This is a genomic window from Streptomyces minutiscleroticus, assembly GCF_014650875.1.
GTDB lineage: Bacteria > Actinomycetota > Actinomycetes > Streptomycetales > Streptomycetaceae > Streptomyces > Streptomyces minutiscleroticus.
On the sequence record NZ_BMVU01000020.1, the window covers coordinates 83,051 to 104,161 of the forward strand.

Genomic DNA, 21,111 nt, shown 5'->3' on the forward strand with positions numbered 1-21,111 from the left:
GCCACGCATGCCATCGACCGACCTCACGCCGCGTACCGGTGCCGAAGCCGACGCCGTTGCCGGCACCGGCACGGGAACGGGCGCCGGCATGCCCGTGCCCGCCGAAGCCGTCACCCCGCTGATGCGCGGCATCACCGTGCTGCGCCGGCTCACCGAGGCCGGCGGCACAGCGAGCCTGAGCGCGCTGGAGCGGTCCACGGGCCTGGCCCGCTCCACGGTGGACCGCATCACGGCGACGCTGGCCCGCATGGACTACGTACGCCTCGACGGCCGCGACGCCGTCCTCGCCCCCCGGCTGATGGAACTCGGCAACGCCTACCTGGGCGCACTGCGCCTCCCCCGGCTGCTGGGCGCGCGGGCGGACGCGCTCGCCGACGAGCTGGACGAGTCGGTGTCGCTCGCGGTCGCCGACCGGGACGGCATCCGCTTCATCCACCAGGCGACGCGGCGGCGCGCGATGTCGCTGAGCTTCCGCATCGGGGACCTGCTGCCCGCCGAACGCACCGCGCCGGGCCCGCTGTTCGCCACCGAGTGGGACGGACGGGACTGGGCGCGCTGGCGCGCGCGGAGGGCGGCGGACCCCGAGGACCGCGGTTTCCCGGCGCTGCCGCCACGCGAGCGACCGCTCCCGGAGGGCGACTTCGAGGAGCGGACCGACCGGGCGCGCGAACGGGGCTGGGCGCTCGACGACCAGTTCATCGAACCGGGCCTGGTCGCCGTGGCCGTCCCCGTGCGCGACGGGCGGACCGGCCGCATCGCGTGCGTGGCGAGCGTGGTCAGCCACACCAGCCGGCACACCGCGGCCTCCCTGCGCGACACGCTGCTCCCCCGGCTCCGGGCCACCGTGGAGGCGATGGAGGCCGACCTGCGCGAGGCGGCCCCCGCGGCCGTACCGGCCCCGTCGTCCTCCTCCCCCGGGCTCGCCGCCTGGACCGGCGCCTCCAAGCAGGAGCTGGGCCGGGAGTTCGTCGAGTCCCTGGCCCGCGGGCTGACCGTCCTCACGTCGTTCGGGGAGGGCCGCGCCGAGCTGACGCTCTCCGAGGTCGCGCGGGCCACGGGCCTGGCGAGGGCCACGGCCCGCCGCGCGCTGATCACCCTGGAGCACCTGGACCTCGTCACCGCGCACGACCGGACCTTCGCCCTCACCCCCCGCGTCCTGGGCCTCGGCTTCCCCCCGCTCTCCCGTACGACGCTGCCCCAGATCGCGGCGCCCCACCTCGCCGGGCTCGCCCAGCGGGTGCACGACTCGGCGTCCCTCGCGGTGCTCACGGGCGACGAGATCCAGTACACGGCGCGGGTGGCGACCTCCCGGATCATGAGCGTCAACATCACCGTGGGCACCCGGCTGCCCGCGTACCCGACCGCGCTGGGCCGCGTCCTGCTCGCCGACCTCCCGCCGGACCTGCGCCCGCGGCCCGGCCTGCGTCCGCTGACGCCCCGCACGGTCACGGACCCGGCCGTGTACGCCGCCCTTCTGGAGCGCACGCGCGCGGACGGCTACGCACTGGCCGACGAGGAGCTGGAGGAGGGCCTGCGCTCCATCGCCGTACCGGTGCGCGACCACGCCGGCACCGCCGTCGCCTCGATCAACGTGGCCATGCACAGCAGCCGCCGCACCCCCGAGCAGTGCGTCGCGGAACTCCTTCCGGAACTCCGCGCGACGGCGGCGGCGATCGAGGCGGACCTGCACGTGGCGGGAGGGTTCACGCGGGTGGGCGTCACGTAGGGGCGGCGGCCCCGCCCACCGCGCGTCCGCCACCCGGCCGCCGCTCAGTCGCCACCCGGCCGCCGCGCAGCCCTTGCTCGGCCGCCGCGCAGCCGCTGCCCGGCCGCCGCCGGGCGCCGCCCGGCGCCGCCCGGGCCGACGGCCCGCCGTGCCGGACCGTACCCGCCCACCGACCGCGCGACAGATCCGCTACCCTGTCCGAAGTCGGCCTTCACGGCCGTCGACGTTCCGCCTTCGTAGCTCAGGGGATAGAGCACCGCTCTCCTAAAGCGGGTGTCGCAGGTTCGAATCCTGCCGGGGGCACCAGCGGAAAGGGCACCTACTGAATTCAGTAGGTGCCCTTTGACATCCACAGTCGACATCGGCAGCGGTGATCGCTGCCGATCTGGACGCCTCCTGAGCGGCCGGTCCAAGCCCCGTGCCACACGCGTGCCACTCCACCCGGCGCGCGTCCTGAGCCGAGGGGCACGGGGATCACCGTCGCCCCTTCCGAAGCGCGGGTTGGCGGACTCTTTTTCGTCGAAGTGACATGCTGGAAGCCGCGTCGGCGACAGGGAGTTGGGCTCATGCGGTGGACGGTGCACGGTGAACGGCAGATCTACCGCAATCCGTGGGTCAACCTGTGGCTCGTGGACGTCCAGCAGCCCGACGGCCATCGCTGGGAGCACCACGTGGTACGGATGCGGCACCTGGCGGTCGCCGCGGTGGTCGACGATCAGAAACGCGTCCTGATGATGTGGCGCCACCGCTTCATCACCGACGTCTGGGGCTGGGAACTACCCATGGGTCTCATCGAGGCGGACGAGACACCGGAGCAGGCTGCCGCCCGGGAAGTGGAGGAGGAGACCGGCTGGCGGGTGGACGCCGTCAAGCCGCTCGTCTACGCACAGCCCGCCAATGGCATCACCGACTCCGAGCACCATATCTTCCGCGCCGACGGAGCCATTTACGTCGGTCCACCGACCGAGAAGAACGAGACAGACCGCATCGAGTGGATCCCCCTCCCGGAGATCCGAGGCATGATCGACCGCCGGGAGATCGTTAGCAGCGGCAGTCTGGTCGGCCTGCTGTACCTGCTCCTCGACGAGGCCACCAGGGCTTAGCCGAGGACCTCCCGCATCCGCTGCTCGAACGCGATCGCAGATGCTTCCCGCGCATAGGGCGCGAGGCGCCGCTGGAACTCGTGCACGTGGCCGGCCACGCGAGGCGAGTCGATGACCGCCGACAGATCGAGTGCGAGTCCGGCACTGCGGCAGGCGTCGTCGAGCCTCCCCTGCTGGAGTTGCGTACTCGCGAGCCAGAAGGCGTGGAAGGCACGGCCACGCTGTTGAGCCACCCGCTCCCGGCGCAGCCCCTCGGCGATCAGGGGTTCGGCCCGTCCCGCCTCGCCCAGTCTCGCCAGGGCGATACCCGTGTCAACGATGATCTTGGTCTCGTCGAAGTACCGAACCCAGGAGGGCGCTTCCTCCTCTCGGCCACGTGCCCGTTCGTACGCGTCGCGGGAGCGGTCGACTGCCTGGTGGCAGGAGGAGGTGTCACGCAGGGTGGCGTGGGCGAAGGCCTCCCGCATGTGCAGCATCGCCATGACGAGCGGCTGATCGCCGGATGAGCGGGCCGTGTCCTGGGCCTTGCAGGCGAGAGCGAGCGCGTCGACGGGGTTGCCGTCGTACGTGGCCTGCAGGCTCATGCACGAGAGCACATTGGCCATGAACAGGCCGTCTCCCTGCCCGCGTGAGAGCTGAAGCGCCTGAGTGAAGTAGGTGCGTGCGGTGCTGTACTGGCGGGCATCGAAGTACGCCCAGCCCACGAGGCGTGCCAGCTCGGCGGCCAGTGACTGCAGATCCCGCCGAAGCGCGGCTTCGGCGGTGCGCATGATCTGCATGACGTACCGCAGATGCCCCAGGACCGCCGGACGCAGTGACGCGCCGCCGTGCTGCTCGTCACGCCGCCAATAGTCCTCCACCGAGGACCGCAGCGCGGCAAGCGTGGACCGGGTGACGTGCCCATCGGCGAGGGCCAGAAGATCATCCAGATGCTCGCCGGACGGACATTCGGCCCCGGGCTCCGCCGGGGACTCGGCAACGGCGGCTTGCTTCCGTACCGGGGCCGGCTCGGGGATCTCCCACGGGCGGTGCGCGAGACCCAGCATGGCTCCCGGAATACGGAGCCCGTCCGCGACCCGCTCGATCACATCGATGTGCGCCAGACGGCGATGCCCTGCCATGATCTCGCCGACCCTGCTGGGCGTCATGCCGCACAGTGCCGCAACTCGTGAGGGGTAGATGCCCGCCCTGCACTTGACCAGCTGAAAAACACGGGCGAAGTCCCGCTGCCGACAGGCGTCCCGCCACTCGGGACTGGACAGCAGCTCCGGAGGAAGCGCGCGGTGAGGAAGGGGTCCGACCACGTGGATACCTCTTCCTCGTCCCGCGACGGGGGAATGGGCGGTGAGATTGGGGATCCGACTGCCCGCGATGTTACCCACGTTGAGTAATCACCATGACCTGATTCCGCAACCGGCATCTGCGGTGGGCTGGCGTCCCGCAATCACCGCGACAAGGGGACACGATGCTCCCACCGAGTACGCCGGACCGATGGACCACCCGACTCTGGAAGATGCAGTTCGTCTCCAGCCCCCGACACATCGCTCTGGTGCGCCACCAGACAGGCCGGGCACTCGCAGACTGGGGGTACAGCCGGGACGACATCGACCGGGCGCTACTGGTCTGCAGTGAGCTGGCCACCAACGCCGTGCAGCACGGCCACAGAGCCGGCCACCTCTTCGAGGTGCGCATCACCGCCACCAAGGGTGACTGCCTCGTCGAGGTCTCCGACCCCGTGTCCCGACCGCCTCGCCCCTTCATGGCCGACACGAACGACGAACACGGCCGCGGCTTGCAACTCGTCGCCGCCTTGGCAAAAGAGACAGGCCACCGTCCACGCAGCCCCTGGGGAAAGACCGTATGGGCTCGTCTGGCTCTGACCGAACCGAGGACCACAGGCAATACATGAGCGGACCAGTGCCCGTCCCTACACAGCACTTGTCGACCGGTGTAGACAGCAGCAAGGCCATGCACATGCGGCAACTGCCAGTACGGCGACAGGAGGCCAGCGCTTGAGTTACAACTTTCTCCACTGGTTTTTCAAGGCGCCTCGCTCCGCTCACCGCGCGCGGCACGGGCGCCGGCCGGGCCTGCGCTCCTGTCTCCGCCCCGCTCCAGCCCGGCCGGCGCCCGTGCCGCGCTCACAGCAAGTAGCCGCCTGAAGTTAGGAGAAGGGGGTACGTCGTGGCTGGGGCGGTCGGCTACACGGCTATAGGCAGCCACTTTGGGGCGAGCCTCTAAGATCATGGCCCCAACGTCGTGCTTTACCGGGCAGGTCCACAGACTGCCCGACGCGCCGGAAGCTTACGGGGCCATGATCACTCGCCCCAAAGCAGCTCCAGCCCAAAGCCGCTCCACCGACCTTCTCACTCACCTTGCGGATCCCGAAGGAACGAGAGAAGACGAAACCCAAGGCGTGAGAGCGCATACGGCTTGTATCGATCACCGAACGTTATGCCGTTCGATGCACTTTCTACCAGCCCCAGAGATAGCAGCTTCTGAAGGATCGCAGAGGCACCTTCCGATAGCCCTGGATCCCTCTTGGAAACTTGATCGACAGACATTCCATAGCTCTGCCCGTGAATCGGCTGCTCAGGAAGTTCCGGAAGAGGTTCAGCATCCGAAATGACGTACATAAAGCGAATATGGGGAGCATCTATGGACGACAGAGCGGAATGGACCAGCTCCATGACATCCAGCCTCGCTGGCGAAGGATCATCTACCGCCGCAGCAAGGGTAAGCGCCAAAGCCCTTCGCTTCGCCTCCTGTGATATATCTTGAGCTGAAAGGATTACCCTCCCAGCTAGCTCCAGAAGGCGTTCATCCCCCAGTAGGGCGCCAGCCAATTCCTCCTCTTTCAGTCCGAGTGCACCAGCCGCCAAAAAAAGGACTTCAGAGCTTCGATCCTGACGGTTTCGCGCAACCTTCTCCGAAAGCAGCTTCAGCCCGGTCGACAGGGCGGGTGCCGCCGCAGCCCCCACGAGTGCGCCCGCGGGCCCACCCAGGGCTGCACCAGCACCTGTCGCAACACTGGCTATGGCCGCTTGAGCAGCACCGTCAGATACCTGCCGCTTAGCTCTCTTGGTCACGCCGGAACTCTACCGTCACAGACTCCCGTACTCCATGATCTCTCAGATCTTGAACGATGGAGCAGATAAAAACTGCTGAAGCAAAACGTAACCCGTGCCATCATGGGGTCAAACCCGAGGAGTCTCGACATGGAAATTTCGGTTCCGAACGAACTGCTACACGACTATCAGGGGAAGTGTTGGTGGTGTGGAAATACTGCAGATTCCAGAGAACACCGCTACAAGAAGTCTGATGTTGTACGGAACTTCCAGAAGGACGCCTGGAAGACAGGTGTAGTGCGCGTGAAAGACGCCTCCAGTCGAGAGGAATACATCCAGGGGGCAAATTCAGGAAAGCTAAAGTTTGCTAAAGTCCTTTGCGCGCGCTGCAACAATGAACGCAGCCAGGCATTCGATAGATCTTATGACGTCTTCGCCGAGTACTTGCATACCGAGGAGGAACTAATCGTATCCGCTGGAGAGGTTCGCATGAGCGCGATCTTCGGCGCCAATTGGAGCGAGAGAACGTCAGACCTGCAGAAGTACTTCGTTAAGCACGCATGCTGCCGTCTGGCCGAAGACAGGGTGCGCATCCCGGGTGGCGTTCTAGATTTCCTAAACGGCACACGGCCAGACTTGCCGCACATGTCTATGGAGATGAGCATTAATCTCTCCGTCCGCGAGATGACTGCGCATCTACGAGATGTTCACGGAATTCACGGCGGAAGCCTTTGGTCCGGGCCTCACCAGGTCTGGCTTAATTCAACCAAGACGGCTATCGAGTCCGTAAACAGTCACTTCGGAATCAATTGTTACTTCTTGGGCTACTCGTGCGATATGCAATCGAATACCGGAGGGCTGCCCCTCGATGGAGACCGGCTCGAAATGCCTAGCTACAGGCCCGAGGCTCTGGAAGATGTAGACATCCGCGACGCCTGCCAGGACTGCAACCCATGACGTGGATGCCATGCCACACACGCAAGCGCCCTCCCGGGCCGTCCTGGGGCTATGGAAGGGCGCTCAGCGATGACCAACGCTGACAACTACCGACAGCTCAGCAGCAGGTCAGGCCGTTGATCGATTAGGTGGCCGCAGGTCACGGCCGCCGGTGATCAGTTGTGACTGCATAGAGCGCCTATAACGCCGCCATGCTGCACGAGCTACTGACGGCTGCGGAGTGAGGCTGTGAGGAAGGAAGCGCGCCCCGCCAGCTCCAGCCTGAAGCCCCACCATCCGTACGGCTCAAGCTGGAGCTGGCGGGGCCGGCGCGGATCAACTGCACTACCTCCCTGCTGCCTAAGTAGGCGGCAGGAGGCGCTGATCGAGCAGCGCCACTGCAACTGTGCGCCGGGGAAGTGGTCTTGCGCCCTTGAGCCCAGGAACTTACCGTCGGGATCCCTGGAGGGTGCAACTTTATTGGGGGAGTGCACGTGGACTTCAGTTCATTAGTACAAGAGTTGGGAACTCCTGCCAACCTCGTTGTGAACTCTGAGCCGGAGCTCGCGGAAGAAGTCGAGAGGGAAGCCCGCGAGAGAATCGGCCCCAGACGCGGAGCCTCCTATTTATATCGAAAGCCGGTATACCCGATAGAGTCTTCCCTGTTCAACGGAATCGCATCCAGTCCGGCAGAAGTGCTGCGCGAATTAGGGTTGGCGACCACTTTTGTTACGGCTTCACCGTTTGCAGATATAGCCCGCCACTGGGCCCATGTGCGTTACTGCGCCACCCTGACCAGTAATCAAAAAAGAATCTTGGCCTTAACTAAGAGCGGCTCCGATGTCGTCCATCATCACAAAGTAGCTCAATCCGAGCAATTGGGCATCGGCTTGGCCTTGGTGGTCGCCAAGCGGATACTTGAGCGAAAATATCCCGGTTGGTTATTCTCTAGTGTAGATGTAGATGTGGCCTTGCATGCGGGTTTCATCGATGGAGTAGGACCGGTCCGGCAGAAGAATAAGGCAACAATGCGCCCGGACTACTTTCTAGTCGGGCAGCGTGCTGGAGGTGGAACCTCAGGCTGCAAAGTATATGCACTGGAATGTAAAGGGACTCATGGAAGTGCGTATCACGCCAGACAGCAACTGGCCACTGCCTCTTTGCAAGTAGGCTCTATTGAATTGGGATCGCGAACTTTGCCGAGTCTTATAGTGGCTTCCCGCCTCTCCATGGCGGGAATATCGATAAATGTGTTTGATCCACCCGGCGATGACGACCTGTGGACTGGCGAGTATGAGCAATTCGACGAACTAATATCAGAGGATCCAGGTCCGCAGCAGTGGACATCAGGCAGGCCGACTTTTGAGCAATTTATGGCGCGGAAAAGAGAGCTATCCGGTATAGAGGGTGAGCCTGACGAGGAGGAGCTGCGATCCGCTCGTACCAGTTATGAAACAAACGTAGATGACCTACCAGTCGTTTTTCGAATACCCGAGGACGGCAAAAAGTGGTTGTTCCGCACTCTTGCGAGAAATGCCGCCCATTCCATCCTGAGATTCGCTGGCGACAATAGCTCGGCTTCGCAATTCACTACCCCGAGAGCCAGCGATTACGAACGCCTCCCGATAGATGATTTGACTCCGGACTGGCAAGACTTCACGGTAAGTTCCGAGTTCAGGATTCGCTCGCATAAGTTCATCGGTGTTGAGTATTCGATGCCGCTCCCCAATGGCGCATCTCTTGAAATATTTAGAGGTGTCGAGAAGGGGCTGTATGAAAGTCTTCGGGAGGGAAAGATCAGTTCCTACCTGAGACGAGCTGATCGACTACGCGACTCATGGCAAGCCGTCTCGGACGAAGCGGCTGGGAATCGTATTGCACATCATGCGGTCTCAGTCGGGAACGACGGAACCGGCCTACGGGTTCGCGTGGTTCCGCGATCTACAAGCTAACCAGCGAAGCGCGCCGTAGTTCACATGCTGTTCAAGAGAAGGATGCATATGGCGGTGCGTGCCACATAGTGCGGTCAACGACGGTTCGCCTCAGGCGAGATGCGTCGGTGACCTGCGCATCATAGCCATCCCGCACCGCTGCCCTTTCTAGAACGGTGATCACGATCATCTGCAACGCCGTACATACCAGACCACGGTCAGCACAACCAGGAGCGAGAGCACGAACGCCCAAACCGTTGTCGCTGTGTCGTAGGACCGGTACGCGATGGCCAGCATGCATGGACGGATACCCGGCATGCGGCACGCCAGCCTCCGCACCACAAGCGCACCAGATCGAGCGGGGAACAGCGGGGAACCACGGTGAAAGCTACCGAGCCCGGCGGGACCGAAGTCCAACCGTTCGCCCAGGTCAGCGCCCGAACCGGCCCCAAATGATCGCAGCTTCCCAAGCTGAGGGCCCAGTCGGTAGCCTGCCGTTCCACCTCATGCAAGAAGGCATCTTGGCGAGCTTGATCCCTCCTGCGCTCAAGGCAGCTCTCAACGAGTTGCGCCGGGTACGGTCGCTGAAGCCGACCGAAGGCGATTGGGCAACGTACGCTGACTGGCGAGACCAGATGGCTGTCGTTCTGGACAGCCTCGCCGCCAACCTGCTGCACGAAACAGATCAGCAGCAGGCACGTGCTGAGGCCGAAGCGGCACGGGAGCAAGCCAGAGCGATCCGCGCCCGACATCCCACCTAGATTTCTCTCCGTATCGGCTTCCATCTCGTACGGCCCCGTTCAGAAGACGCACCGGCGCTGGTGCTTCAGCCACGGCCAACGAGGGTGCTCTGCGGCCAGGTGGCCGGCTTCCTCACAGGTACGAAGCGCCAGGTCAGTAGCGTGACCCTCCAGCCTCTCCAAGCGGTGACCGGCACCTGGTGAGTGAGACCATCCGTGGATGGCAGACGCGCGGCTACCCCAGGGATGGACTCTTCAGCAGATCCGCGACGTATCGGGGGACCGGGAGGCTGCCGCCTTGGATCCCGATCGGTCAGCGAAGTGGGTCTCCTTCGCCGGGGCCCACGAGATGCTGCGCCCAGAGATCGTTCTCGGGTTCCACAGCTTGTGTCTCGTCAAGCCTGTCGATGACGACGACTGGTACATGGGCAGCCTGTACGACGACGGCAGCATCGATTGTTGGGCAGCCTATGACGACCTGTACGAGGCGCTGCGCGGCCTGTAGGGATGTGCGCCGCGGCCCAGCGTGCGCGGCACACTGAGTATCTGCCTGCGTGACAACGACGACGCACAGTCGCGGACAACCGTGGGCGTCAGCAGGCCGCCAGCACAGGTGGCGGGTACGGCGGCGTACGACCAGCGAGCAGCCCGAGTTGCTCTGAGACGAAGCGGTCGCTCCGTCGGGGTGCGCCGCATGACCGACGGCGTCCCGGCCTGTCCCGAGTGCAGCCAGGCCATGGAGTCCGGCGGCTTCGCCCTCGCCACGCGGGAGGACGACGGCCGGCGGATCTGCCGGACACTGTTGAGGTGTACCGATCGGCATGTCCGGTGGCGCTGGGCCGACCGGCCGGAGGAGCCGTTGGAGGCCTGCCCGACACCCGAGCTGTTCCGCTGACATCAACGACCCCGGACGGCGGCGACGCACAGCAGCCCTATACGGCACCGGTTCACGAAGCGATCCTCGACCGGGCCGAAGGAAGATCGAATACCTAAAGCGGAGGGCGCGCAGGTTCGAATCCTGACGGGGTACCGCGGCGAAGGCGGGTTCGAGGAGGCCGGTCCTGCGAACCAGCCCCACCACGTCGTCGCGTCCGCACCGCGCTCGCGTCCCGGAGTTCCTTGGTTCTCCCGCGGTCCCACGTGCCCTCCGTTTCTCCGTCCTGGCATCAGCCTTTGTGGGGCACCTTCGGGCGGGTGACCGGTACGGCCGTGAGGAGGTCGTCCAACCCCTTGAAGACATCGGGGCCGGTGGTGAAGAGCAGGAGGTCCTCGACCGCGACGATGGCAGCGATCATCAGGTCGGCCACCCGGCGACGCGGCTCGCGGCCGGCACCGATCACCGCGGCGCAGATACGGCCGTGGATGCGGGCCGCGTCGGCGTCGAAGGGGACAGGGTCGAACTCGTTCTCGGCGCGTCGGAGGACGTCGGGTCTGCGTGCGCGTTCGACGTGTTCGTCGTAGCCGCTCCGTTCGTCGTCGCGACGGACCTCGTGCGGACCGGCGGACAACTCGGCCAGGAAGATCGCGGTGATCGCCGTTTCGTCCGGCAGTCCCTCGGGATTCGCCCACCGGCGCAGAATCATGATGTCGGTGCCGAGGAGCCCCTGCTCGTACGTCGAGCGGTCAGCGGGCACAGGGATCGTCCAGGTAGGCGTCGGCCGTGGTGTCCTGGTCGGCACGGAACGTGCCGAGGCCGATCTCGGGAGCGGCCCTGGACATGGCGGCGAACTCCTGGCGGGAGACGAACCGGCGGCGCCGCAGCGGGACGAGTCGTCCGATCGGGCGCCCGTCACGGGTGACGGTGAACGACTGGCCGCCCTGTACGGCGTCCATGATCTCGCGGGACCGGTTGCGCAGGCCCCGTTGGATGATTTCGGGCTCAACGCTCATACCGGTCAACACAGTGCGCCGTACCCCTCGTACTACGCGGTAGCACCTCTCGTCGAGGGCCCGTATCGACAAGGGCTCCGGTCTCCCGATCGCCCGGAGTGAGCCCGTACTCATCCGAACACGGGCTCACGAAGCGTTGCGCCATACGGGCACTTCGGCGCCGGGTGGGCGCCGCCGGGGATCGTCCCGCGTCCCGCCCGAACCGCCCCTGACGGAAACGCGTCTTCCCGCCTACAGTGTGCAGATCTTGCGAGTTCGTACGCATAAGGGGGGCCATCCATGGCGCTGTTCGGAAACGCGCACTCCGTCGATCCCGTCTCCGCCCAGCAGGAGTACGGGCGGCTGCTGGGGCAGGGCGAGCAGGTTCACGCCGCCTACCTGCTGATACGGGACACCATCCTCTTCACCGACCGGCGGCTCATCCTGGTCGACAAGCAGGGGATCACCGGCAAGAAGGTGGAGTACCACTCCATCCCGTACCGCAGCATCACTCACTTCGCGGTGGAGACCGCCGGGACCTTCGACCTCGACGCCGAGCTCAAGATCTGGCTGTCCGGGAACTCCGCGCCGATCCAGAAGACCTTCACCAAGGGCGTGGACATCTACGAGGTGCAGGCGATCCTGACACAGTTCGTGACGCGGTAGTCGAGGCGGGGGCGGGTGCCCTCCCGGACCGGTGCGGGCTCCCGGAGCGGATCGGGCTCCCGGAGGGACCGGGCCGGCTCGGCCGGCTCGTCCGGGCCGGACCGGGTCGGCGCGGTCCGGGTTCCGTCCCCACCGCTAGCATCCGGGCATGACTACAGACGCATCCTCCGCCTCCGTGTACGACGTCGAGATCGGTGCCCTGCAAGGGGGGTCCGCCGGGCTCAAGCAGTACGAAGGGCAGGTCGTGCTCGTCGTGAACGTGGCCTCCAAGTGCGGGCTCACGCCGCAGTACGCGGGCCTCGAACGGCTGCAGGAGCGGTACGCGGAGCGGGGCTTCACCGTGCTCGGCGTGCCCTGCAACCAGTTCCTGGGGCAGGAGCCCGGCACGTCCGAGGAGATCGCCGAGTTCTGCTCGGCCACGTACGGGGTCACCTTCCCGATGACCGAGAAGGTCGAGGTGAACGGGGCCGGCCGGCACGCGCTGTACGAGCGTCTCGTCGGCTTCACGGACGGCGAGGGGCACAGCGGGGACATCCGCTGGAACTTCGAGAAGTTCCTGGTCGGGCGGGACGGCCGGGTCGTCGCCCGCTTCTCGCCGCAGACCGAGCCGGAGTCCGCCGAGGTCGTCGCCGCGATCGAGGCGCAGATCGGCTGAGGCCGTTCCGGGAGCCGCGGCTCCCGGGGCCCCGACGCCTCGGGGGCCGGGCCCGCCGTCGCCGAGGGCCGGGAGCGGTGTCCCGCCCCCGGCCGCCGGTCTCAGCGCAGTTCCTCCGGGCACGGCGTTCCCCGCGGCAGCTGGTAGGGCGCCGCCAGGCGGTAGGTGCCCGCCTTCGGGGCCAGCAGTTCCGTCCACTTGTCGCCGGACGCGTCCTCCTGCGCCTCCATCAGGCAGCCGTTGACGTTGGCGTACGTCTTCGGCATGCCCTCCGCGCGGTTCTTGGACTCCTCCGTCTCCCGGGGCGACTTCACGCTCTTGCCCTCGGCGTCGACGAGGCCGAGCCACGGGGAGTACGGGATGCGGATGAGGACGCGGCCCGGGCCCTTCACCTCGATCGTCCACTCGCCCTGCTCGGCGCGCTCGACGGTCGCGGGCGGGTCGGCGAGCGGCGTCGGGTCGGTGACGGCGAACAGCCGCCAGTTGGCGTCGCCCCAGATCTGCTTCAGGTACGGCATCCCGCGCTGGACGAGTTCGCGCTCGCGCTCGCCGCCGTCGCCGTCCGGCTCGCCCTTCGGGAGCACGACGTAGTGGACGGCCCAGCGCTGCAGCCACTCGTGGTAGTTCGCGGAGTTGAGGGTGTCGTCGTAGAAGAGGGGGTTGCGCTCCATGTCGGCCTGGCGGTTCCAGCCGCGGGCCAGGTTCACGTACGGGGCGAGGGCGGACGCCTCGCGGTGCGAGCGGGCCGGTACGACCTCCACGCGGCCCTTCTCGGCGCCGGCGACCTGGAGCTGGTTGACGAGCGGGGCCAGCTCGCGCGCCCAGGAGGCGGCGGGCGTGGTGTGCACGACGTCGTCCACCGACTTGTAGCCGATCCAGGTCACGAAGCCGGCGAACGCCACCACGATCGCGTACCACTTGCGCGAGCGCGGCGCCGCGAACGGCAGCGCCGCCAGCAGCACGACGCCCGCGAAGAGCATGGACAGGCGGGTGATGTTGGAGCCGATCTGCGAGCTGACCGCCCAGACGAGGAGGACGGAGAGGCCGTACACGGCGGAGGTGATGCGCACCGTCTTCCACCGCTTGGGGACGAGCAGGAAGACCAGGACCGCGTACAGCAGGGGCAGCGAGGCCGAGCCGAAGCTCATCGGCTGGGTGCCGGAGAAGGGGAACAGCCAGGCGGAGAGGCCCACGACGAGGCTGGGCGCGAGGCCGAGGGCGTACGCGCCGGGGCGGCGCCTCTGCAGGAACAGCGCCACGGCGATCAGGCCGACGAAGAGCCCCGCCACGGGCGAGGACGCCGTCGCGAGGGCGGCGAGGGGCGCGGCGCACAGGGCCTTGGCCCACCGCTTGTAGCGCCAGCGGTAGGGCCAGCAGAAGACGACGGCGGTCGCGGCGAGCGCGAAGAGGACGCCGAGGCCGAAGGTGACACGGCCGGACGCGGCGTTGCAGAACAGGCCGAAGACCCCGGCGAGGGCGGGCCACAGTGGCCTGCGCACCACCCGGCTGCGGATGAGGACCATCGTCAGCAGCCCGGCGGACAGCGTGCCCGCGATCATCATCGTCGTGCGCACGCCGAGGACCGACATCAGGTACGGCGAGACGACGCTGTACGACACCGGGTGCATGCCGCCGTACCAGGCGAGGTTGTACGCCGAGTCGGGGTGCCGGCCGACGAACTCGGCCCACGCGTCCTGTGCCGCGAGATCGCCGCCGCTGTTCGCGAAGGTGAAGAACCAGACGAGGTGCAGGGCACCGGAGAGCGCGGTGGCGACGGTGACGGGGTGCGCGAGGAAGCGGAGGACGGCGGGGCGCGGACCGCGCCCGGGGGCGGCCGCGCCGCCGGATCTCTTGCCGTTCGGCCTGGACGCCCCGCCGCCGTCCGGGCCCGGCGCCTTGCCCACCGGGCCGGGTGCCTTGCCCTCCGGCCCGGGTGCCTCGCCGTCCTGGTCGGCCGGAGACGTCCGGTCCGCGCGATCGACGTGGTCGGTTCGGTCCGCGCGATCGACGTGGTCGGTCCGATCGACGTGGTCGGCCCGGTCCGCGTGGTCGGTCCGGACGGTGCCGTCGGCGCGGTCACCGGTGAGCGGGAACTCCCGCCGGCCCGTCGGCAGCCGTATTCGCGCACCGGCTCCCGGGTCCGGCTCGGCGTCGTCGGCGCGTGTCGGCTCCGCAGTGGCCACTCGAAGGCACTCCCCGTGTCCCGTTTTTCCGCTCTCGGCCGGGTCCCTGATCCCCGGTCTGCCCCGATTTCGCGACGCTAGCACGCACCCTGCCCGGAAGCCCCGGGGCGGGGCTCCCCGACAGGGTGCGTCGGGTCCGTCGCGGGCCCGTGCGGCCGTGGCCCGTACGGCCGCGGCCGCCGTGCGGCAGGCGCGTCCGTCAGGCCACGCGGGTCAGCCTGGACCCGTAGCCCGGCTCGGTGAGGTCGGTCTGGAGGGCGACCGGGACCTGGACCGCGTCGCCCGTGCCGTCGCCGACGTTCAGGACGCCGACCTCGGTCCCGGCCTTCGCCTCGTGCGGGATCGCCTCGCCGTCGTCGGACAGCTCCAGCTTGACCGTCTGCCCGGCCCAGCCGACCGCCGAGACGTCCTTGGTGACGACGACCGGCGTACGGCCGCCCAGCTGGTCGTCGACGTACCCGACGACGTCGCCCTTCTTCAGGATCGTCTCCGAGGTCAGCGCGTCCTGCGCGGCGAGCAGCGCGGTCTTGCTGACGGCGTTGACGGTGTCGATGATCGGCGGCTTGTGCTGGCCGAGGACCGCGCCGACGACGGTGACCGTCTCGCCGCCGACCTCCTGGGTGGCGGCGAACAGCAGGTTGCCGCCGGCCTTGGTGGTGGAGCCGGTCTTGATGCCGATGGCGTTGTTGTAGGGGACCAGGCGGTTGTAGTTCTGCCAGGTCTGACCCGACGGGTCCTTCCAGGTGGGCAGCTTGGTGATCTCCACGAGGGCCGGGATCGTCACCAGCTCGTTGCCCAGCTTCACCTGGTCCTCGGCGGTGGAGACGGTGGTCTCCTGCAGACCGGAGGGGTCGGTGTACGTGGTGTTGGTCATGCCGAGGTCCTTCGCGGCCGCGTTCATCTTCTTGACGAACGCCTCCTCGGAACCGGCGTCCCAACGGGCCAGCAGACGCGCGATGTTGTTGGCCGACGGGATCATGATGGCCGACAGCGCGTCCCGCTCGGTGAGCGTGTCGCCCTCCTTGACGGTGTTGAGCGTCGACTCGCCGTCCTTGTCGTAGCCGCCCTCCTTCTCCGCCTTCGCGTCGACGGGGACGGACTCGCCGTCCTCGCCGGACTTCAGCGGGTGCTCCTTGAGGATCACGTACGCGGTCATGGCCTTGGCGACCGAGCCGATGGCGACGGGCTCCTGCTTGCCGAAGTCGTCCACGGTGCCGATGCCGTTGACGTCCATCCAGCCCTGCCCCTCGTCGGGCCAGGGCAGGGAGACGTCGCTGCCCTTGAAGGCGTACGTCCCGTCCGCCGACAGGGCGAGGGCCGGCGCGGGCAGGGGGCGCACGGCCTGGACGACCGCAAAGACGACCAGGAGCAGGATGACCAGCGGCGTCCAGATCTTCACCCGGCGCACCAGGGTGCGGACCGGGGTCTCCGGGGGCGGCGGGGTGTTCGTCAGCTCCGCCAGCAGGTCCAGCGGCGGCTTCGGCGGCAGCGGCTGCTGGGTGGTGCGCTCCGGGCCGACCCGCGGCAGGGCGGTGGTCTCGGAGGACGGGGGCACGGCGGCCGCGGGCGCGGCCGGACCATCCGGTCGTCCCGGCTGCCCCGGCTGACCCGGCCGCTCCGGCTTGCGCGTCGCCGGGTCGTCCAGCTGCTTCAGCGCGACGAACTTGCTGGTGCGCTCGGTGTCCTTCTCGGGCTCCGCCTCGCCGGAGTCCGGAGTGCGGTCCTCGCGCTTCCCCGAGCCGGCGTCACCGGACCCGGCGCCCCCCGCGGCACCGGCCGCGCCTGCGGCACCGGCCGCGGCTCCCGACTTGGAACCACCGGCGGAGTCCGACCGGGGACCGTCCGCGGAACCGGCCCCGGAACCCTTCGCGGAGGCGGCGGATGCTCCGGCCCCGGAAGCCCGCTCGCCGTCGTCCTCCCCGGCCGCCTTGCCGGCGGCCTTGCCCGCCGACCCGCCGCCCGGCCGGGCGTCGCCCAGCTTGAGCATCGTGGTGGGCTGGTCCACGGCGGACTCGCGGGCCTTGCGCGCCTCACGGGCCTTGCGGGCCTCACCGACGTTGAAGACGGCCGTGGGCTGGTCGAGCGGACGCGTCGCCGCGTCCCCGCTCCCGGCGCCCTCGTCCCCGGCCTCCCCGTCAGCCCTCTCGGCCTTCTCGCCCTTCCCGCCGGTCCCCTCGGCCTTCCCGGCGCCGTCGGACTTCGCGGTCCCGTCGGACCTCGCGTCCGCGGCCTTCGACCCGGCGCCGACAACCGCGGCGTCGACGGCCGCGGCCTTCTCGCCGTCCCCCTTCGCGGCGGCCGGAGAGGTCTTCGCACCGTCGCCCTTCGCGGCGGCGCCGTCCGTCTTCTTCTCGTTCTTCTCGTTCTTCCCGCCGTCGGCCGCGCCCCCGGACCCCGCAGGGCCTTCGGCCGCCGCGGAACTCCCGGTCTCCTCGAAGCCCTCCGGCTTCGCGGAGCCCTCCGGCTCCCCGGACCCGCCGGGCTCCTCGGACGAACCCTTGCCGCCGTCGCCCTTCGCGGAACCGCCCGCGCCACCGGCGCCCGCACCGGCCGCCGTGTCCCCGGACGTACTGCCGGAACCGGTCCCGGCACGCTCCTCCGCGGACTCCCCGGCGGAATCCCCCGCCGAGGCGTCCGGCGCGTCCTGTGCGTCCTTCGCGCCCGTGGACGGCTCTCCCTCCGGCTTCGGCCGCGCTTGCGGCCGCGGCTCCCGCGCACCCCGCGCCGAGCCCGCCGCCGTGCTCCCGTCCTTACCCGACGTACCCGCGTTCGAATCCTGCGTGCCCGTTTCGCCGACCGCTTCGGGCCTGCCGGACCCGCCGGTCGCGTCGCCGTCCTCCGCCGACCCGGCCCGCCCGGAGAGCGCCCGGGTCGAGAACACCGCCGTCGCCGTGTCGACCCGTCCCGAGGCCGCCGCGGCCTCCCGCGCCACCGCGAGCCGCGGGTCGCCACCCGTCCCCGAGGGCCGCTCCGAACCCGTGGAAGACGTCGAAGACGCTGCCCGGCCGGCCGCCGAGGCCGGACCCGGGACGGACGCCGTGACCGGAGCCTTGCTCCCCGACGCCGGTTCCGCCGACGACTCGTGCTGCTTCGACCTGTCGGGGGACTCGCCCGCCACCGATGCCTCCTCCTGCGCCACTCACCGTGCGCCCGAACCGAACCGTGAACCCGTGACCGCCGCCCGGACACCGCTGCCCGAACCATGTCCAGTGTCCCGTGCGAGACCTCGGTCCCTGCGCTAGACGAGAACGACATACCTACCGGTTCCACTACGAACCGGTCACGCACCCTCGACAGACCAATGTGAGAGGGGTCACCCTGTCATTCATCCACGCGGGGAGGCATGGATGGGCAGGAGCCGCAGAACACTTCCGGAGGAGCTTCTGCTGCTCGCTCTGGACCCGGCCACGGGTACCACAGCGCAGCCGCAGTCGCTCGACCTCGGTCTGGCCGGAGCACAGCTAGTGGAGCTGGCGCTGGCCGGACGGATAGCCCCAGACGGGGATCGTATCGCCGTGGTGGTACCACGGCCGACCGGAGATCCGACTTTGGACTGCGCGTTGGAGTTGCTGCGAAGGCGTGGCGCTCCCGTTCGGGCGGTCCACTGGATCGGCGGGCCCCGGCTGGGGCTGCGCCAGACGTATCTCTCGCATCTGGAGCGCTGCGGCATGGTGCATGCCGTCGCGGGCCAGATGTGCGGGGTGCTGCCGACGACTCGCTACCAGGCGACGGACACGGCCATCAGCCGGGAGATCAGGGCCCGGCTGGATTCGGCGATCCGTACCGGCGTACCGCCGGACCCACGGACCGCGGCGCTCGCCGCGCTGGCCCACGCGGTCGGCCTCGGCAAGCACCTCTATCCGGGGAACGAGGGGCGCTCGTCGCGCTCCCGGCTCCGGGACCTGATCCGTCACGACCCGATGGGCGGACTCGTCGCGCACGCCGTGATGGACGTCCAGAACGGCGTGGCGGCACAGCCCCGCCGCAGCCCGGCACCGGCAGGCCGCCCGGCCGCGTCCGGGGCCAGGCCCGCACCGGAGGCCTCCAGGGGCGTTCCGATGCAGCCGCGCCGGGGCTCCATGGCGCGCGCCGTGGTCCACTGAGCCGGGTGGCCCCGGCACCGCCGGCGGCCGCGGCACGCACCGCAGCACAGCGTTTCGGTGACCGAGGACGCCACCGCGTCCCGGTGACCGGGCACCACCACCGCAGCACCGCAACACCTCGAGCGGTACGCACCATCGCCGCAGCACCTCAGCAGTACGCACCATCACCGCAGCAGTACGCACCACCACGCACCGCACCACCGAGCGCCGCGCCGCAGTCCCCCAGTGACCCGGTTCGGGAGCCGCCGGTCCGCGCGGGGCGGCGGGCCGTACGTCCGGACGACGACACGGCCCGCCGCCCCGCGCGGCCGCTTTTTTCCGCCACCCGCGGGCCCGCGGGCCCGCCGTTCCGCCGCGGCACACGGGCGCACCGCCTGCACGGCCGCCCCACGGGCCGCCGTGCCGCCCTCCGGCCGGGCCCGGGCCGAGCCGCGCGCGACGGCCCCGGGGCCGTCCGGGAGGCCGCGGCGTCCCGGGCGCCGCCCGCGCGTCGGGCGCCCCGGTGACCGCCGCCGGGCCCGCCGCGCCGTCCGCGCGCACGCGCTCCCTTCCGTCCGTACTCCGCCGCCGCCCGCGCCTCGGTGCGCCGCGCGGACGTCCCCGGGCCCGCCGGAGCGCGCCGGTGCGGTCCCGCGGGCGTCCGCCCCCGCCCGCCGAAGTCGTCGCGGTGGCGAACGGCCGGCCGCCGCGACTCCGTCCCAACTGGCGCATACCCAGCGCATATCCACGGTTTCCCAGCGGTAGGAAGCCCCTTGGTGGCAATCTGCTCAGCAGCAGATACGCAAAGTAGAAGTCCCCTGAGGGCCTCAAGGGTCCTCGGAGGCCCGCAGCGGAGGTGCACGTCCAGTGGCGTCCAATGTCAATCCGACCGTCAGGCGGCGTCGGCTGGGTCAGGAACTGCGCCGGCTCCGCGAACTCAAGGGCATGACGGCCGAGGAGGTCGCCGAGCGCCTGCTCGTCTCGCAGTCCAAGATCAGCCGGCTGGAGAACGGGCGGCGCAGCATCAGCCAGCGCGACGTCCGCGACCTGTGCGGCGTCTACGAGGTCGAGGACGTCCGCATCGTCGAGTCGCTGATGCAGATGGCCAAGGACTCGCGCCAGCAGGGCTGGTGGCACTCGTTCGGCGACATCCCGTACAGCGTCTACATCGGCCTGGAGACCGACGCGGCCAGCCTGCGCGTGTACGACCCGCAGGTCGTGCCCGGGCTGCTGCAGACCCGGCCGTACGCCGAGGCGCTGATCGCGGGGGCGCTGCCGGAGACCGCGCCCGCCGACATCGACAAGCGGGTCCAGGTACGGCTGAGGCGACAGGAACGTATCTCCGCCGACGAGAACCCGCTGCGGCTGTGGACCGTGCTCGACGAGGCCGCGCTGCGCCGGGTCGTCGGCGGCCGCGAGCTGATGCGCGAGCAGCTGGAGCACCTGGTCGAGCAGTCCCAGCTGCCGCACGTGACCGTGCAGGTGATCCCCTTCGAGATGGGGGCCCACCCGGGGCTCAACGGCCAGTACGCCATCCTGGAGTTCCCCGACGCGGCGGACTCCAGCGTCGTGTACATCGAGGGCGTGACCAGCGACCTGTACCTGGAGAAGGCCAACGACGTGCAGAAGTACAGCGTGATGTACGAGCACCTGCGCGCCCAGGCGCTGAACGTGGAGCAGTCGCGGCAGTTCATCGCGGACATCGCCAAGGAGTACGCGCGCTGACGCCGCGGGCGGGGCTCCGGCCGCGCCGCGCGGCGGGGCGTCCCGCCCGTTCCGCACGGCGTCCCGCCCGCTCCCGCACGGTAGAACGCTCCACCGTTCCCCCACGGTGAGACGTCCCGCCGCTCCTGCGCCGCGGGGACACCCCGCTCCGCGCGTCGCGCCCCCGCGGCTCCCACGGCCCTCACGGCCTCGCGCGGCGCCTCCGCGGCCCGGATCGCCGATCACGGTCGATCGGGCCGTACCACCGCCGTCGAGCGCCGCCACGCGGCCGGAATGCAGGGTCCCGCGGAGCCGTCCAGGGGGAACGCGCACGTCCGCCCCGGTGCCCGGATGCGGGTGGGTGGCGCGTGGTGGCGAGAAAGCGCCGCACGGTACACCGAGCCGCATGGCGGCGGAAGACCCCTTGGAATATGCCATCCAGTCGAGT

The 21,111-nt window shown here is 69.0% G+C and carries 18 protein-coding genes and 1 tRNA gene; 13 read left to right on the forward strand and 6 right to left on the reverse strand.

The window, feature by feature from the left end:
- Window positions 1-88 precede the first annotated feature (88 nt).
- From IE271_RS20475 to IE271_RS20485, 3 genes are all read left to right on the forward strand, one after another.
- Entirely contained in the window at window positions 89-1,726 is a 1,638-nt protein-coding gene (locus IE271_RS20475; RefSeq protein ID WP_229919456.1) for an IclR family transcriptional regulator domain-containing protein, read from the forward strand.
- A gap of 230 nt (window positions 1,727-1,956) precedes the next feature.
- Window positions 1,957-2,032 (forward strand) — tRNA-Arg (locus IE271_RS20480).
- Between the two features lie 260 nt (window positions 2,033-2,292).
- Window positions 2,293-2,829, forward strand: coding sequence for an NUDIX hydrolase (locus tag IE271_RS20485; RefSeq protein WP_190191813.1), 537 nt, complete (start codon window positions 2,293-2,295; stop codon window positions 2,827-2,829).
- On the opposite strand, the gene IE271_RS20490 is transcribed toward IE271_RS20485, so the two are convergent.
- Window positions 2,826-4,133: an NsdA family TPR-like regulatory protein gene (locus IE271_RS20490; RefSeq protein ID WP_190191814.1), complete on the reverse strand. Its 1,308-nt coding sequence runs from the start codon at window positions 4,131-4,133 to the stop codon at window positions 2,826-2,828. The genes IE271_RS20485 and IE271_RS20490 overlap by 4 nt on opposite strands.
- Before the next feature lie 209 nt (window positions 4,134-4,342).
- On the opposite strand from IE271_RS20490, the gene IE271_RS20495 reads away from it, so the two are divergent.
- Window positions 4,343-4,738, forward strand: a complete 396-nt coding sequence (locus tag IE271_RS20495; RefSeq protein WP_229919452.1) for an ATP-binding protein — start codon at window positions 4,343-4,345, stop codon at window positions 4,736-4,738.
- Between the two features lie 457 nt (window positions 4,739-5,195).
- On the opposite strand, the gene IE271_RS20500 is transcribed toward IE271_RS20495, so the two are convergent.
- Window positions 5,196-5,918 carry a hypothetical protein gene (locus IE271_RS20500; protein ID WP_190191816.1) on the reverse strand — a complete coding sequence of 241 codons (723 nt, stop codon included), beginning with the start codon at window positions 5,916-5,918 and terminating at the stop codon, window positions 5,196-5,198.
- Window positions 5,919-6,047: 129 nt separating this feature from the next.
- Between IE271_RS20500 and IE271_RS20505 the strand changes: the two genes are divergently transcribed.
- From IE271_RS20505 to IE271_RS20525, 5 genes are all read left to right on the forward strand, one after another.
- Entirely contained in the window at window positions 6,048-6,854 is an 807-nt protein-coding gene (locus tag IE271_RS20505; RefSeq protein ID WP_190191817.1) for a hypothetical protein, read from the forward strand.
- A 473-nt stretch (window positions 6,855-7,327) separates the two neighbouring features.
- Window positions 7,328-8,785 carry a hypothetical protein gene (locus IE271_RS20510; protein WP_190191818.1) on the forward strand — a complete coding sequence of 486 codons (1,458 nt, stop codon included), beginning with the start codon at window positions 7,328-7,330 and terminating at the stop codon, window positions 8,783-8,785.
- A 485-nt stretch (window positions 8,786-9,270) separates the two neighbouring features.
- Window positions 9,271-9,525 carry a hypothetical protein gene (locus tag IE271_RS20515; RefSeq protein ID WP_190191819.1) on the forward strand — a complete coding sequence of 85 codons (255 nt, stop codon included), beginning with the start codon at window positions 9,271-9,273 and terminating at the stop codon, window positions 9,523-9,525.
- Window positions 9,526-9,724: 199 nt separating this feature from the next.
- Complete coding sequence (locus IE271_RS20520; RefSeq protein ID WP_190191820.1) at window positions 9,725-10,009, forward strand: hypothetical protein; 285 nt, start codon at window positions 9,725-9,727, stop codon at window positions 10,007-10,009.
- A 189-nt stretch (window positions 10,010-10,198) separates the two neighbouring features.
- Window positions 10,199-10,399 (forward strand): dehydrogenase, encoded by a 201-nt coding sequence (locus IE271_RS20525; protein WP_190191821.1) that lies wholly within the window; start codon window positions 10,199-10,201, stop codon window positions 10,397-10,399.
- A gap of 271 nt (window positions 10,400-10,670) precedes the next feature.
- Here IE271_RS20525 and IE271_RS20530 read toward each other — a convergent pair whose 3' ends face one another.
- Both IE271_RS20530 and IE271_RS20535 read right to left on the reverse strand, forming a co-directional pair.
- Window positions 10,671-11,138, reverse strand: coding sequence for a PIN domain-containing protein (locus tag IE271_RS20530; RefSeq protein ID WP_190191822.1), 468 nt, complete (start codon window positions 11,136-11,138; stop codon window positions 10,671-10,673).
- Entirely contained in the window at window positions 11,128-11,394 is a 267-nt protein-coding gene (locus tag IE271_RS20535; RefSeq protein ID WP_190191823.1) for a type II toxin-antitoxin system Phd/YefM family antitoxin, read from the reverse strand. Before IE271_RS20535 ends, IE271_RS20530 begins: the two co-directional genes overlap by 11 nt.
- Window positions 11,395-11,673: 279 nt before the next feature.
- Here IE271_RS20535 and IE271_RS20540 point away from each other — a divergent pair, with 279 nt between their 5' ends.
- Window positions 11,674-12,039, forward strand: a complete 366-nt coding sequence (locus IE271_RS20540; protein ID WP_190191824.1) for a PH domain-containing protein — start codon at window positions 11,674-11,676, stop codon at window positions 12,037-12,039.
- 148 nt (window positions 12,040-12,187) lie between these two features.
- Window positions 12,188-12,694 carry a glutathione peroxidase gene (locus IE271_RS20545; protein WP_190191825.1) on the forward strand — a complete coding sequence of 169 codons (507 nt, stop codon included), beginning with the start codon at window positions 12,188-12,190 and terminating at the stop codon, window positions 12,692-12,694.
- Between the two features lie 101 nt (window positions 12,695-12,795).
- On the opposite strand, the gene IE271_RS20550 is transcribed toward IE271_RS20545, so the two are convergent.
- Window positions 12,796-14,877, reverse strand: coding sequence for a DMT family transporter (locus IE271_RS20550; protein ID WP_190191826.1), 2,082 nt, complete (start codon window positions 14,875-14,877; stop codon window positions 12,796-12,798).
- 199 nt (window positions 14,878-15,076) lie between these two features.
- A complete protein-coding gene (locus IE271_RS20555; protein ID WP_308435194.1) occupies window positions 15,077-17,758 on the reverse strand; it encodes a D-alanyl-D-alanine carboxypeptidase in 2,682 nt (893 codons plus the stop codon).
- A 466-nt stretch (window positions 17,759-18,224) separates the two neighbouring features.
- On the opposite strand from IE271_RS20555, the gene IE271_RS20560 reads away from it, so the two are divergent.
- Window positions 18,225-18,980 (forward strand): GOLPH3/VPS74 family protein, encoded by a 756-nt coding sequence (locus tag IE271_RS20560; RefSeq protein WP_190191828.1) that lies wholly within the window; start codon window positions 18,225-18,227, stop codon window positions 18,978-18,980.
- An 846-nt stretch (window positions 18,981-19,826) separates the two neighbouring features.
- Window positions 19,827-20,684, forward strand: coding sequence for a helix-turn-helix domain-containing protein (locus IE271_RS20565; protein ID WP_190191829.1), 858 nt, complete (start codon window positions 19,827-19,829; stop codon window positions 20,682-20,684).
- The last annotated feature ends 427 nt before the right edge of the window (window positions 20,685-21,111 follow it).

What these genes read in the sequence shown, in the direction of transcription:
- IE271_RS20475 (WP_229919456.1), top strand. Translation starts at nt 89, where the DNA reads ATGCCCGTGCCCGCCGAAGCCGTCACCCCGCTGATGCGCGGCATCACC.
- IE271_RS20485 (WP_190191813.1), top strand. Translation starts at nt 2,293, where the DNA reads ATGCGGTGGACGGTGCACGGTGAACGGCAGATCTACCGCAATCCGTGG.
- IE271_RS20495 (WP_229919452.1), top strand. Translation starts at nt 4,343, where the DNA reads ATGCAGTTCGTCTCCAGCCCCCGACACATCGCTCTGGTGCGCCACCAG.
- IE271_RS20505 (WP_190191817.1), top strand. Translation starts at nt 6,048, where the DNA reads ATGGAAATTTCGGTTCCGAACGAACTGCTACACGACTATCAGGGGAAG.
- IE271_RS20515 (WP_190191819.1), top strand. Translation starts at nt 9,271, where the DNA reads ATGCAAGAAGGCATCTTGGCGAGCTTGATCCCTCCTGCGCTCAAGGCA.
- IE271_RS20520 (WP_190191820.1), top strand. Translation starts at nt 9,725, where the DNA reads ATGGCAGACGCGCGGCTACCCCAGGGATGGACTCTTCAGCAGATCCGC.
- IE271_RS20525 (WP_190191821.1), top strand. Translation starts at nt 10,199, where the DNA reads ATGACCGACGGCGTCCCGGCCTGTCCCGAGTGCAGCCAGGCCATGGAG.
- IE271_RS20535 (WP_190191823.1), bottom strand. Translation starts at nt 11,394, where the DNA reads ATGAGCGTTGAGCCCGAAATCATCCAACGGGGCCTGCGCAACCGGTCC.
- IE271_RS20540 (WP_190191824.1), top strand. Translation starts at nt 11,674, where the DNA reads ATGGCGCTGTTCGGAAACGCGCACTCCGTCGATCCCGTCTCCGCCCAG.
- IE271_RS20545 (WP_190191825.1), top strand. Translation starts at nt 12,188, where the DNA reads ATGACTACAGACGCATCCTCCGCCTCCGTGTACGACGTCGAGATCGGT.
- IE271_RS20560 (WP_190191828.1), top strand. Translation starts at nt 18,225, where the DNA reads ATGGGCAGGAGCCGCAGAACACTTCCGGAGGAGCTTCTGCTGCTCGCT.